Source organism: Paenibacillus sp. PL91 (genome assembly GCF_012935325.2).
Lineage (GTDB): Bacteria > Bacillota > Bacilli > Paenibacillales > Paenibacillaceae > Pristimantibacillus.
On sequence record NZ_JABBYG020000004.1, the window covers coordinates 286,946 to 301,609 of the forward strand.

Sequence of the window (14,664 nt, forward strand, 5' to 3'; positions counted from 1 at the left end):
ATGAAAGTGTAGCTTACAAAAAAAGGAGAAAGTTATGGATCATATAACACCGCGAACAGATCCTCGTATACTTCGAACACGACAATTGCTCAGAGACGCCTTTATTGAGCTGCTGCAGGAAATGGATATCGAGAAAATATCGGTAAATCGGCTTGCAGAGCGTGCTACCATCAACCGCGTTACTTTTTATCTGCATTATCGGGACATTCCGGATATGCTGGAAAAGATGGCGGATGATATGAACGAAGACATTCAACAGGTTATGGATAATACGCAACCGAATCCGAATACGGCTGGAGAAGAGGATTGGCCGATGTTGGTGAATCTGCTCGAGCATATTTCCCAACATGCGAAATTTTACAAAGTCATTCTCGCGACGAATCGAACGACGATCTTTTCTAATCGTCTGTTAAAGCTGCTTGCGGAATTAGTTACCGAAAGGATAGAAAAAAGGGAGAGTGATTCTTTCCTTTCATCAGAAAATATTCAAAAGGACATTGCCATATGGTACGGTTCTTCAGCCTTGATCGGTACGATTATTGCTTGGCTTCGACAGGACATGCCCTATACGCCGCTTTATCTCGCCAAACAATTTTCTTTGCTGCGCTCAACACCGCGATAAATCCCAGGCAGCGAGGCCATTTTGTGTGACGGAATAAGGGACTTAATTATTCCGATACTCTCCGGCATTACACAGTCGGAAGATTCGGGTAAATCATGACTTTAATGCTGGTATCCTTCCGCGTGCGCGCAGTCTCCACCGCTTCCTTGATATCCATTAGTCCGTACCGGTGCGTTATGATGGATTCGATGTCTACAGACGGCTGCTGCAAGGCCTGGATAGCCGCCGGATAGGTGTTTGCATACCTGAATACGCCATAGGCGTCGATCTCGCCATCGATTAGAGCTGCCATGTCCATTGGCACCTCATCGGCAGCTGGGAGCCCGACAAATACAATCCGGCCGCCCCGCTTGACCAGCTTTACCGAGTCAGCCATCGCTCTGGCATTGCCCGACGATTCCACGACGAGCGTGATGCCAGCGCCTCCGGTCAGCTCATTCAGTCTCTCCCCAACCTGATCCGTTGACGGATCAAATACCGCCTTAAAGCCCATCTTAAGCGCGAGCTCCCGCCTGTAAGCTACCGTATCCGTTCCATATATTTCGGTTATGCCGAATAGCTTTGCCGCCTGTCCAGCCAAAAGGCCAATCGGACCAAGTCCCGTTATCAGCAGGCGATCGAACGGTTTGGCCTCTCCACGCTGCATCGCGTGGAATCCGACCGATAGCGGCTCCAGCAGCGCACCTGCCTCGAAACTCATCGAATCTGGCAGCTTGAACAGGTAGTCGCTCGGCATAACGATATATTCTGCCCAAGCACCGTTCACGGGTGGGGTCGCGAGAAAGACAACATCGGGGCACAGATTGTAGCGTCCGGATTTGCAATACTCGCAGCGCCCGCATGTTACGCCAGGCTCCACTGCGACCCGGTCGCCCGGAGCTAAATGCGTGACCGCTTTGCCTATCTCTACGATCTCGCCTGCCAGCTCGTGGCCAAGCACTATTGGCTCCTTCACGATATAACGTCCGATTTGCCCATGCTCATAATAATGAATATCCGAACCGCACACGCCTATGCAGTGAACTTTAACCAATGCTTCGTAATCTCCAGGAACAGGGATGTCCACCTGCTTAACAGCTATTGACAACGGTTTGTCCATAATTGCCGCATTCATCTTGCCTGACTTCATACATTATCGCTCCTTTGGATTATAAAATGATCATGGATTCCTTATCCCGGGGTCAAGCGACTAGTGAGTTGATTCGTCCTTCTATACTTCAATGCCTAGGGGGAGAATCCTTGTTATCTAGGCGTCGTTATTAAATAATGGCGATTCGTTTCGAATTGTAGATTGACTAGATTCGAAATTGTCGGTAGAATCCACGAATCGTGGAATGGATTCAAAAGGTCGTTTAGGTATAATGTAGATCAGGCATCATAGACTAGATTTTTTTTTGAAGGAGAGTGTTATGTTGCGCAGCCGTTTCAAGTTCAGCAGGAGCATCACGTATAAATGGATGATTTCTTATGCGGTCATCTTGCTTATTCCGGTTGTTGTAAGCGCTATTGTATATATGCAAACCACGCAAATCGTCGAATATGAGATTCAGCGTGCAAGCAGCGCGATGTTGAAACAGGTAAAATATATTTTGGACAGCGAGCTAAATCAAACGGAGAAGCTGGGAACGCAGCTTTCCATTCATACCGATGTGCTTAAGTTTCTGGCGTTAGACAAGCAGACGGAGTCTTCGCATTCCTTTGATATCTACCGTACGGAGCAGGAGCTTGGCAAATATAAATCGACTAATGATTTTATAAACGGCATCTACGTTTATTCTGCAAGCCTGGATAAAGTGCTAACCAATGAGACGTATGCGGACAGTAGGCTGTTCTATGCGATGAACCATCAGTCTGACAGCTATACCTATGAGCAGTGGCAGTCGGACATGCGAAATCAGCAATTGAAAACCTATCAATGGATACCGATGCTCGAGTATGACAAATTCGACAACACGGTGGTTTACACGAAGCCTTTGGCGAGGAAAGTGGGAGGCATTCCGATCGGTACGCTGGTCATGCCTCTAAATAGCAACAAAATTCAGCATTTGCTCGAAAACGTCGATTGGGTCAATAAAGGCAAGGTGTATATCGTCGACGACCGGAATCAGGTGTTGTTCCATAACGGAAGCGGCGAGGGTTCAGCTGTCTCCTACGAGGAGCTGCTAAACGATAAGAATAGCATGGTTGCTTCCATAGCATCCGATCTTACGAGCTGGCGGTACGTCAGCATGTTTCCATCGGACGTATTCTGGGAGAGAGCAAGAGAAATACGCATCTTGAACCTGATTGGTCTGCTTGTCTGCTGTCTGATCGGCGGGGGCGTCATAACGTACTTTGCCCGTAAGAACTATAACCCCATACGTGAACTGGTCAGCATCTTTCCTAATGACCAGGAAGGGAGCGAAGAGGCAAAGGACGAGTATGCGTTTATCCGCCAGAGCGTATTGACAGCCATCAGGGAACGGAATGACCTAAATCATGATCAAATGCGGCAGCTGCGCGTGCTTCAGAGCTACTATTTAGCCAAACTGCTGAAGGGCCAGACCGAGCAGGCAACGTCGGTTAAAGAAGCGGCCAGCATACACCGGATGGACTGGCAGTCGGAGTATTTTGCGGTCCTTCTATTTTACTTGGAGCCGGCTGAGGAGAAGGAGGTGCCGTTGACGCTTTCCCAATTCATCGTCTCCAACATCGTGAAGGACCTCGTTGACCGCAGCCATAATATTCACTTTACGGATGTGGACGGATTGCTTGCTGCCATTATCAATATTCATCCGGATCGCATGGAAACGTGGAAGGAAGAGGCCGAAGGGGCGATTCTGGAAGCGCATGTTTTTATCCGTCAACGTTACGGACTGTCATTCGCCGTATCTGGAAGCGAGAGGAATGGCTCGCTCGAAGGCATTCATCAAGCTTTCCTGCAAGCGCTTGAAGCCCAAGAGTACCGGATTATGCTGGATGAGAAGTTTGTATGGTATGGCGATATCAAGCTGGATGAAACCGACTACTACTATTCAATAAACGAAGAGCTGGTACTCCATAATCTGATTAAAAGCGGAGATTTCGAAAAGGCAGCCCAAATGGTCGACAATATGATCGGACATATATTTAATCGACAGGCATCGATCGAAATGGTCAAATGCTTCCTGATCGATCTAGCTAGCACGATGATGAAGATGATACCGCAGGAAGCGCAAACTACTGCGCTTTGGGAGGAGCGCAGGCCGGTCAAACGTCTGCTGGCCTGCACGACCCGTACCGAATTTAGGAAGGAGCTTCTGGAGATACTCTCAGCGGTTTGTGAACGGGTTAACGAAAAGCTGTCGCTCGCGTCCAATTCTCGAATTGGGGAGCAAGCCGAGAATTATGTCCGGATACATTATGCAGACACCAATCTCAGCGTTTCCTTAATCGCATCTTATTTCGGAATTACGCCGCAATACGTATCCAAGCTGTTTAAGGAACATGCAGGAGAAGGACTGCATGAATTTATTAGCAAGACCCGCGTCAGTGAAGCTAAGCTGCTTCTGAACAGCGGCGCATCCATAGACGAAACGGCGATAAAGGTCGGCTTCTCCAGCAGCAGCGCTTTTATTCGGGTGTTCAAAAAATACGAAGGCATCACGCCTGGCAAATATAAATCGATTCATTAAAAGAAATACCGTTCCCGGCATGCGAAAAATAGGCGATGAGATTCAAACGGTCTATCGTCTATTTTACATGCGGTCAACTGAGTTTCGATTATGAATATTGCCGCTGATACCGCTATGACTTACATTGGGTTAGCGGCGCACCGCGCTGACAATATAAACATACGGAGGTCTGATTGGAACGATGAGACGGCTTACAAAGGGAAAGTTTCGATTGACGCTATTTTTGCTGCTAGCCATTACATTGCTTGCGGCCGGTTGCAGCGATGCAAGCAACGGTCAGAACGACCAGAAAAACCAAGGACAAGCCGATAACCCATCAGGTTCAAATCAAGAAAGCGGCGCTTTCTCCTATCCGATGCCCGGCAATATTGAGCTTACCTATATGACGGAATCGCTCGGAGGGGTGCCCGACAGAGTTAAGATCGACGATGAATATGAGAAACGTACGGGCATTAAGATCAAGCATCTTGGAGGCACCCCGATGACGGACCAGAAATTTAGTCTTTTGCTAGCTTCCAATGAGCTGCCCGACATCTTCCTCAATACTTGGCTGCAGTATCCGGGCGGTCCGTAGAAAGCGGTCGAGCAAGGGTACATTCTAAAGCTTAATGACTATATCGATAAATATGCACCTAACTTCAAGAAGGTACTGGAAGAGAATCCTGAGATCGATAAAATGATCAAAACAGACGACGGCACGTATTATGCCTTCCCGTTCATCCGATCGGAAGCGGGACGTGTGTACGGGGGACCGATCATCCGCAAGGATTGGTTGGATGAGCTTGGCTTGCAAATTCCGGAGACGATCGATGAATGGTATACGGTATTGAAAGCGTTTAAAGAGAAGAAAAATGCTGCTGCCCCTGTCACTTTCCGCACGATGTTTCTGGGCGAACGCACGGGCGGTTTTGCCGGCGCTTTCGGTGTCATGGGGAATTTCTACCTAAACGACAGCAAGGTTGTCTATGGATATATGGAGCCGGCGTATAAAGAATATCTGACAACGATGAGTAAATGGTATAAGGAAGGACTCATCGACAAGGACTTCGCTTCGATCGATGCGGCGACCGTCGATAAAAAAATGAGTTCTACTGTAAGCGGTGCCACTTTCGGTTGGCAGTTCTATATCGAGAAGTACAATTCGGCTGCGCAAACGACGGATCCAAATGCGAATTTCGTCGCCGCGCCGTATCCGACTCTTGTTAAAGGGACGAAGCCTGAATTCGGCCAGCTGGACAACGCGTACGCGGGAACAAGCTCTGCTGCTATTTCTGCGGGCACCAAAAATATTGAAGCTGCCATGCGCTGGCTTGATTACGCTTATGCCGAGGAAGGCAGCATGCTGAACACATTCGGCATAGAGGGCACTACTTATGAGCTTAAGGACGGCAAAGCGGTATACACCGATCTGGTTGTCAAAAATCCGGACGGACTTGGCAGTGACCAGGTGATGATGCAGTATGCCCACGGGACGAATTTTCCCATGATTCAACGGGATAACAACCTGCCTGCGAAATACCCGCAAACGTCGGAAGCGCTGGACATCTGGAAAAATACGAATCATGCCAGCCATCTTCTTCCACCGGTTACGCCAACTGCCGAGGAAGCCGATGAGCTTGCCAGCATCATGAACGATGTCAACGCGCTGGTCAAAGAAGCGGAACTGAAGATCATCATAGGCACAGAGCCTGTGGATGCTTATGACAAATTTGTCTCGCAGCTGAAAAGCCTCGGCATTGAACGTGCACTCGAAATTCAACAAGCAGCTTATGAGCGGTATCTGCAACGGTAAGCCAAAGCTTGGGTTAAGAAGCGCCGCTTGCTTCATAACAAGCGGCGGTTTGCCCTTGGAATGGCAGAAGACTGGCGATAAGGGGGAACGCAGCATGCCTATTGCGCGTTTGGGCAAAGATTTGATTCGCAATAAATATTTATACATGATGATTCTTCCGGTCATTATCTACTATGTAATGTTCCATTATGTCCCGATGTACGGCGCCATTATCGCTTTTAAGCAATTCGTGCCCGCGAAGGGCATCTTAGGCAGCGAATGGGTCGGACTTAAGCATTTCGAGGATTTCTTCTCGAGCATCTATTTTTTTAGAGTCATCAAAAACACGGTTTTGCTTAGTTTTTTCAATCTGCTTTTCGGTTTTCCGGCACCCATCATCCTTGCTCTCCTGCTGAATGAGCTGAAAAGCTCGATTTTTCGCCGGATTACTCAAACGATTACGTATATGCCTCATTTTATTACTCTGGTTGTCGTCGCCGGGATTATCCGGTACTTTACTTTATCCGACGGTCTGATCAATGACGTAATCGCATTTTTCGGAGGAGACCGGATTGCCTTTCTCCAACAGCCGGGTTCGTTTCGGGCGATTTATGTGATCAGCGAGATTTGGCAGCAGGTCGGGTGGGGAACCATCATTTACTTGGCGGCAATTTCGGGAATCGACCAGCAGCAGTATGAGGCAGCCAAAATCGACGGAGCAACGAAGGTTCGGCAGATCTGGCACGTTACGCTGCCGGGTATTCTTCCGACGGTCATGATTATGCTCATTCTTGCGCTGGGCAACTTGATGAACGTGGGCTTTGAGAAGATCATCCTGCTGTACAGCGCAAGTATCTACGAAACGGCGGATGTCATTTCAACCTATGTCTATCGCAAAGGCATTCTGGAATTCAATTATGGCTACAGCACAGCGGTGGGGGTATTCAATTCCGTCATCAACTTCGTTATCCTGCTGCTGGCCAATTATTTCAGCAAACGCGTCAGTCAGAACAGCTTATGGTGAGGAGTCGAGTACATTGCACAAAACATCTGTAGGCGAGCGCATTTTTGATATAGCCAATATGATCATTATGCTGCTGCTCATGGTCGCAACGTTATATCCGATGCTGTATATTTTGTTCTCTTCGCTTAGCGACGGGAACCGGTTAATCTCGTTTGACGGCATATTGTTATGGCCTCAGGGGTTTTCCTTGGACGGCTATAAAGCGGTATTAAGTAACTCCACGTTTCTGCAAGCGTTTAAGAATACTTTCTTTGTTCTTTTCGTAGGATTAATCGTAAATTTGTCGCTGACGTCTTTTGGCGCCTATTTTCTTTCCAGGGATGGTGTCATGCTTAGCAAACCGATTATGTTTCTTATTGTATTTACGATGTTTTTTCAGGGCGGGCTAGTTCCCTTCTATTTAATCGTTAAATCTTACGGGCTGCTAAATTCGTTATGGGCGCTAATTTTGCCGTCAGCGGTCAGCACGTTTAATTTGATCATCATGCGTACCTATTTCCAGTCGATTCCGAAGGAGCTAGAGGAATCCGCGTTTCTTGACGGGGCGGGGCATTATACCATTTTATTTAGAGTATTCGTTCCACTGTCGATGCCAGTAATCGCAGTCATGATCCTTTACTATGGTGTCGGACATTGGAACAGCTGGTTTAGCGCCATGATCTTCTTGAGAGATCAGGATTTGTTTCCTGTTCAGCTAGTGGTCCGAAATATTTTGCTAGAAAACGACAATGCGAATATGATTGGCACGTCAACGCTTCAGCATAGCCAGAGCATAGCCGAAACGTTGAAATATGCGGCTATTATGGTGACAACAGCTCCGATCCTGATGCTATACCCTTTCCTGCAAAGATATTTCGTGAAGGGTGTATTGGTGGGAGCCTTGAAGGGATGAAAAGGTGATGAATATGAAAACATTGTTTAACGATGGATGGGAATTTGCCAAAAGCGGCCTGGAAGCGGCGGATAGCGCTTCTTTGACATTTGAGTCAGTTGACATCCCCCATGATTGGCTTATCTGCAATTCTTTAAATCTGTATGAGAACAGCATAGGCTGGTATCGAAAGAGATTTACTTGCACCAAAGAAGATGCACAGGTTCTGCTCTGCTTCGATGGGGTTTATATGGATTCAACCCTATATGTCAATCACAAGTATATTGGAGAATGGAAATACGGCTATTCATCCTTCGAACATGAGATCACGGACGCAATAGAGGATGGGGAAAATGAAATTGTGTTGAAGGTCGTGCATCAAAGCCCGAATAGCAGATGGTACTCGGGCGCCGGCATTTATCGCAATGTATGGCTTAAGACAAGAGGCCGCAATCATATTGAGACGGATGGCATTTATATTAGCACGATAAAGGAAGAGGATAGCTGGAAGGTTGATATCGAAACGGAAATGATTCTTGATCAGGACGCTTATATCGCGCATTCGGTTGTGTATAAGGATCAGGTTATCGCTGCCGTTTCCGAGAGGATCACTGCGGAATTGGGTTCGATTACACGGCATCGGCAAAGCCTATCTATTAAAAATCCTTTGCTATGGAGTACGGATGCTCCTCATTTGTATCAGCTTGTAACGGAAATGCAGCTGCTGGATTCAGCGGAGGGAGATGCCAATCCGATTAGCGAAGCCGTTGAAATCATTACGCAAAGCATCGGATTCCGTGAAATCGTGCTTCACCCCCAACAAGGATTTTTATTAAACGGAAAAAAAATGAAGCTGAATGGGGTTTGCGAGCATCATGATTTGGGGGCTCTGGGTGCTGCCTTTTACAAAGAGGCGCTGAGAAGAAGGTTTCTAATCTTGAAAGAAATGGGCGTTAACGCGGTTCGAACGGCGCATAACATGCCTGCGGCGGAGTTTATGGAATTGGCGGATGAGATGGGATTACTTGTTGTCTCAGAAGCTTTCGATATGTGGGAAAGGCCGAAAACGCCTTATGATTACGCGAGATTTTTTAAGGATTGGGCCCCTATCGATGTGAAAAGCTGGGTCAAACGGGATCGGAACCATCCGAGTTTGTTCATGTGGAGCATCGGAAATGAAATTTACGATACCCATGCAGGGGAGAGCGGGCAAGAGCTAACCAAAATGCTGATGGACGAAGTGCTGAAATACGATCCCAAAGAAAACGCCAGAGTAACTATCGGTTCGAATTATATGCCTTGGGAGAACGCTCAAAAATGCGCGGATATCGTAAAGGTTGCGGGATATAATTATGCTGAAAAATATTATCGCAAACATCATGAGGAGCATCCAGATTGGATCATCTACGGGAGCGAGACAGCCTCGATTGTTCAAAGCAGAGGCATCTATCGTTTTCCGTTTGAAAGATCGATTCTTGCCGATGACGACGAGCAATGCTCAGCACTCGGGAATAGCTCGACGAGCTGGGGAGCAAAGTCTGCAGAGGCCTGTATTCTTGCGGAACGGGATACGCCTTTTTCTCTCGGCCAATTTATATGGACCGGATTCGATTATATAGGCGAGCCAACGCCCTATCATACCAAAAACTCTTATTTTGGCCAGATAGATACGGCTACGTTTAAGAAGGATTCCTTTTACATCTATCAGGCGGCTTGGACAGATTACAAGACAAAACCGATGGTTCATCTTTTCCCCTATTGGGACTTTAATAAAGGCCAGATGATCGATGTTCGCGTATGCTCGAATGCGCCTAGAATCGAATTGCAATTCAACGGCACGCGAATAGGAATCCAAGATATCGACCATAGGCATGGAACGGAGCTTATCGGCTGGTGGAAAATTCCTTACGAAGAAGGAGAATTAAAGGCGATAGCCTACGATGAAACCGGCAAAGTGATCGCAACAGATGTGAAAAGATCCTTTGGAGATGCGAAGCGAATTTGCTTGCATGCGGATAAAAAAGAGATGAGCGCTAACGGACAGGATCTCATTTTCGTCGAAATAACAATGGAGGACGCGGAAGGGAATCCGGTCGAAAATGCGAATAATCGCGTACGCGTAGAGGTCACAGGAGCAGGCCGTTTGATTGGTCTGGATAACGGCGACAGTACGGATTATGATTCGTACAAAGGGTTAAGCAGAAGGTTGTTTAGCGGTAAACTGATGGCCATCATAGCGTCCACGGTAGAACCCGGCAAGCTGCGAATCGAAGTTACCTCCACCGGGATCGAAAGCCGGATGCTAGAGCTACAGTCGCTGTCAGCAAGAGAGGATGAGAATTCCGTATTGGGAATCTCAGCAAGCGTGAGAAACCGGGAGCAGCCGTGCATAATGGGTGCCCATGATGAAATACCTCTCCGTAAGATTGAAATCGCAAGCGATTCGGGACAAGTTTTTGATCCATCCAAACAAGAGATCGTCGTACGGGCTAGATTATGCCCCGATGATGCTTTTTATCAAAAAATAGAGTGGAGCGTTGTGAATGATACGGGCATTGCATCAGACATTGCCAAGGTAGAAGCGTCGGGTAGCATGGCTAAGATCACGGCTCTGGGCGATGGGGAATTCCGAGTTCGCTGCACGAGCAGCAATGGCACCGACAAGACGAAGCTCATCTCCCAACTGGAATTTAAAGCTTCTGGTATCGGCATAGCGTACAAAGATCCGTATGGATTTATATCAGCAGGACTCTATGATTACAGCAAAGGCGAAGTGGGGAACGGCAACGAGAGAGGAATCGCTACCAGCAGGGATGGAGAAACCCAGGTTGGCTTTCGAGACATTGACTTTGGTTCGTATGGCTCAGACCTTATCACGATTCCTATCTTCGCTTTAACGAGCGAACCGTATTCACTGCAAATTTGGGAAGGGATGCCAGGCGAAGCGGGCAGTGCATTACGGTCTGAAGTTTTGTATCAGAAAGAATCCAGGTGGAACGTATATCAAGAAGAGACGTACCGCCTGCCCAAAAGGCTTTGCGGCATCACTTCGATTTGTTTTGTCCTTCATAAGAAGGTGCATATCAAAGGATTTTATTTCCAAACCCAAAACAGAGCCTTTGAGCGGAATTTCGCCGCCGAATGCGATCGCATTTATGGGGATACGTTCGCAATCAAAGAAAATAGAGTGGAAGGGATCGGAAATAATGTTTCCCTTGCCTTTGAAGAAATGGATTTTACAAGCGAAGGCGCTACGAAGCTTATCGTTTGTGGGAAGTCGCCTATCGATAAAAATACCATTCATATCCGATTCGCTAATCATGAAGACGTAAGCAATCAGATCATTGAGTTCGTACAGTCAGATAAATATGAAGAGCGAGTATTTGAGTTGGAAAAAATAGCAGGGAAACAAAATGTGACCTTTCTATTTCTCCCTGGAAGCTATTTTGACTTCGAATGGTTCCGATTTGAAAGGTAGGAGGTGGGAAGAATGGACCAGAAGTCATCAAAGGATAGATTCGTTTACAAGGCTTGGATTGGGTATCAGGCAATCGGCGATGCGGCGCTTCGGAAGCGGGAAGCAGAACGCTTCCGATGGATAGCGTCGTCCGATAATGATGAGACCGTTAGAGCAGCCGTCTCGGAGCTGGTTACCGGGATCGGCTCGATGTTCGGAGCTGACCCGCAGGCCGAAAAGCACGGGCTAGCGGAGAATGGTATTATATTGGGCACGTTCCAACAAAACGATCGGCTACGGGAAATATGCGGTGACGCGGCGATTCGATTAGGTGCTGATGGCTTCGTCATCCGAACGTCGGGCGCAGTTACCGCGATCGGCGCGCATACCGCGGCAGGCGTTTTATATGGCGCATTTCATCTGTTGCGATTGCTTGCGCATGGGAGAGCATCAACGGACCTCGACGTGATCGAAAGTCCGGCTAACGGTCTTCGAATGATTAACCAATGGGATAATATCGACGGCAGCATTGAACGGGGTTACGCAGGGCAGTCGATCTTCTATCGTGAGAACGCCATTTCGTTCAGCCTGGAGCGCATCCGTGATTATGCGCGGCTGTTAGCCTCAGTTGGCTTGAATGCAATCTCGATCAACAATGTGAACGTGCACAAACTGGAATCGAGGTTTGTTACTAAGGAGTATTTGCCGCAAATCGCAGAACTGGCTTCTATCTTCCGCGTTTATGGCATCAAGCTTTTCCTTAGCATCAACTTCGCCAGCCCAATAGAGGTCGGAGGATTGCAAACGGCCGATCCGCTGGATCCGGAAGTCCGCGGGTGGTGGCGCGAACGCGCTGCTGAAATCTATGAGTCGATTCCGGATTTCGGAGGCTTCCTAGTCAAGGCGGATTCCGAAAACCGTCCGGGTCCTTTTACTTACGACAGAAATCATGCCGACGGCGCAAACATGCTGGCGGAAGCGTTAGAGCTCTACGGCGGCGTCATTATCTGGCGCTGCTTCGTCTACAATTGCAAGCAGGATTGGCGGGACCGATCCACCGATCGCGCCAGAGCGGCTTATGACCATTTTATGCCGCTTGACGGTGCGTTTAAGGATAACGTTATTCTGCAGATTAAAAACGGACCGATGGACTTTCAGGTCCGGGAGCCTGTTTCTCCGCTGCTCGGCGCTATGAAGCGGACCAATCAGATCATCGAGCTTCAAATTTCGCAGGAGTACACGGGACAACAGCGGCATCTCTGTTATTTGGTTCCGCAGTGGAAGTCTGTTCTTGACTTCGAAACATTCGCCAAGGGCCAGGGCGAAGCCTCTCCTGTGAGGCGGATTGTGGACGGTTCCGCGTACGGCAGGCCTTACGGGGGCTTTGCGGCCGTATCCAACATAGGAGACGATGCGAACTGGACTGGACACCCGCTTGCTCAGGCCAATCTGTACGGATATGGGCGGCTTGCGTGGAACCCGCAGCTTTCTTCGGAAGAAATTGCCGAGGAATGGGTGATGCAGACCCTTGGCTCAGATGAGGCTGTGGTCAGCAACGTATGCGGCATGCTGATGGAATCGCTCGACATTTACGAATCCTATACGGCGCCGCTTGGGGTGGGCTGGATGGTCAGTCCGAACCATCACTATGGACCGAGCGTGGACGGCTATGAATATGACAAATGGGGGACGTACCATTTCGCCGATCGTTACGGAATAGGCGTTGATCGAACCGTCAAATCGGGAACCGGCTATACCTCCCAATATTTTGGCGGGAACGCCGAGGTTTACGAGTCGCTCGACCGCTGTCCGGATGAGCTGCTGCTGTTTTTTCATCATGTTCCCTATACGCATGTGCTAAAATCGGGGAATTCGGTGATCCAACATATTTACAATACGCATTTCGAAGGCGCGGACCGCGCGGAAAAACAAGCAGCAGCTTGGAGATTGCTTCGGAATTTGGTTGATGAAGAGATGTACGCTCAGGTCGAGGCAAGGCTTCTCGAGCAAGCCGAGCATGCCAAGGAATGGCGCGATACCATTAATACGTACTTCTACCGTAAAAGCGGAATCGCGGACGAGCTGGGACGCACCATTTATTAAATGCCAATATTTTACTGCCTTAAAATCTATTTGACCTTGCATGAAAAAAAGCTCGTCCTATTGCCGATCGTCATAGGTTCAATATCATTACGTTTTCTTAAAAAGGCTTATAGAGGGGCTGTATCTGAAGATCATCAAGCTTCAGGGACAGCCTCTCAAATCATTTTCAAACCTAAAATAAATCTATTCGATGTGTTTACTCCTTGTTGCTTATTGGATATTCTTGAAAGGTCATATATGATTAATGACTTAGAACATGAATGCACGACAAATATGAATAAAATAGGAGGTACCAAGCATGCCGGCTTTGGCCTTTCACCGCGATGATTCACTGCCTTTCTTGGAAGCAAAGCAATGTAGGGCGAACGATCTTGCCTATCATAAGCACTTTCATGAGGAATATTCGATTGGACTAATTGATGAAGGAGAAACGAATGCTTGGTGCGATGGACAGCAGCTTCGGGTTGAAGCGGGGAGGCTAATCAGTTTTCCACCGCTGATGATGCATGCTTGCCATCCCCTCGAGAGCCAGGAATGGAAGTACAAAATGCTCTTCATTAAGCCTGAATGGTTCCAAGGCCTTAAGCAACGGGAGCTTGACCAGCTTAGCATCCCTTATTTACTGGAAGATGGTAAAAATAAAGCCTGTCGTTTGCAAATCAACCGTACGATGGAGGCACTTGCGAGCAAAGGTACTCCTCTTGAGATCGAATCAGCTTTAATCGAGCTGATACAAGCGCTTGTTAGTCAGAATGCCTCCGATCTTGAACATGAGCCTCAAGGCAAACAGGATCAGAAGTACGTTAAGCTGATAAAAGAATATCTGCATGCGCATTTTTCCGAAAAAGTCACGTTGGAGGAGCTGGAGCGCGAAGCAGGTATCAGCAGATTTCATCTCGTTCGTTTATTTAAGAAGTGGAGCCATCTGCCTCCGCACGCTTACCAGCTCTTGCTGCGAATCAACCATGCCAAGACGGAATTGGCGATGCAGCGGCCAATTGCCGACGTTGCGGCAGAAGTGGGCTTTTATGACCAGAGTCATTTCGCGAGGGCCTTTGTCAAAATTGTCGGGGCAACGCCGCAAAAATATGCGTTATCGATTTGAGAATAGAGCAATTTTATACAATACCGCCACCTATCTAACTTGTACACTTGGAGTTACT

General features: G+C 47.9%; 9 protein-coding genes and 1 pseudogene. 9 read left to right on the forward strand and 1 reads right to left on the reverse strand.

Annotated features, from left to right (window positions below; genetic code table 11):
- Positions 1-34: 34 nt before the first annotated feature.
- Positions 35-622 carry a TetR/AcrR family transcriptional regulator gene (locus HI950_RS12525; protein WP_169082423.1) on the forward strand — a complete coding sequence of 196 codons (588 nt, stop codon included), beginning with the start codon at positions 35-37 and terminating at the stop codon, positions 620-622.
- Positions 623-689: 67 nt separating this feature from the next.
- On the opposite strand, the gene HI950_RS12530 is transcribed toward HI950_RS12525, so the two are convergent.
- A complete protein-coding gene (locus HI950_RS12530) occupies positions 690-1,751 on the reverse strand; it encodes an NAD(P)-dependent alcohol dehydrogenase (RefSeq protein WP_169082422.1) in 1,062 nt (353 codons plus the stop codon).
- Positions 1,752-2,031: 280 nt separating this feature from the next.
- On the opposite strand from HI950_RS12530, the gene HI950_RS12535 reads away from it, so the two are divergent.
- The 8 genes and pseudogenes from HI950_RS12535 (at position 2,032) to HI950_RS12565 (ending at position 14,606) form a co-directional block, all read left to right on the forward strand.
- Complete coding sequence (locus HI950_RS12535) at positions 2,032-4,275, forward strand: AraC family transcriptional regulator (RefSeq protein WP_169082421.1); 2,244 nt, start codon at positions 2,032-2,034, stop codon at positions 4,273-4,275.
- Positions 4,276-4,456: 181 nt separating this feature from the next.
- Positions 4,457-4,849 carry a hypothetical protein gene (locus HI950_RS35745; protein ID WP_223285246.1) on the forward strand — a complete coding sequence of 131 codons (393 nt, stop codon included), beginning with the start codon at positions 4,457-4,459 and terminating at the stop codon, positions 4,847-4,849.
- Positions 4,850-4,864: 15 nt separating this feature from the next.
- A pseudogene (locus HI950_RS12540) lies at positions 4,865-6,067 on the forward strand (extracellular solute-binding protein); the annotation flags it as partial.
- Between the two features lie 100 nt (positions 6,068-6,167).
- Entirely contained in the window at positions 6,168-7,070 is a 903-nt protein-coding gene (locus tag HI950_RS12545) for an ABC transporter permease (protein ID WP_317618352.1), read from the forward strand.
- 58 nt (positions 7,071-7,128) lie between these two features.
- Positions 7,129-7,962 carry a carbohydrate ABC transporter permease gene (locus HI950_RS12550; RefSeq protein WP_411268090.1) on the forward strand — a complete coding sequence of 278 codons (834 nt, stop codon included), beginning with the start codon at positions 7,129-7,131 and terminating at the stop codon, positions 7,960-7,962.
- Positions 7,963-7,969: 7 nt separating this feature from the next.
- On the forward strand, positions 7,970-11,419 hold the full coding sequence (locus HI950_RS12555; RefSeq protein ID WP_169082418.1) for a glycoside hydrolase family 2 TIM barrel-domain containing protein: 3,450 nt from the start codon (positions 7,970-7,972) through the stop codon (positions 11,417-11,419).
- A gap of 12 nt (positions 11,420-11,431) precedes the next feature.
- The gene (locus tag HI950_RS12560) at positions 11,432-13,501 is read left to right on the forward strand and encodes an alpha-glucuronidase family glycosyl hydrolase (protein ID WP_169082417.1); all 2,070 of its coding nucleotides are present in this window, start codon (positions 11,432-11,434) and stop codon (positions 13,499-13,501) included.
- Positions 13,502-13,799: 298 nt separating this feature from the next.
- Positions 13,800-14,606 (forward strand): helix-turn-helix transcriptional regulator, encoded by an 807-nt coding sequence (locus tag HI950_RS12565; protein WP_169082416.1) that lies wholly within the window; start codon positions 13,800-13,802, stop codon positions 14,604-14,606.
- Positions 14,607-14,664 lie beyond the last annotated feature (58 nt).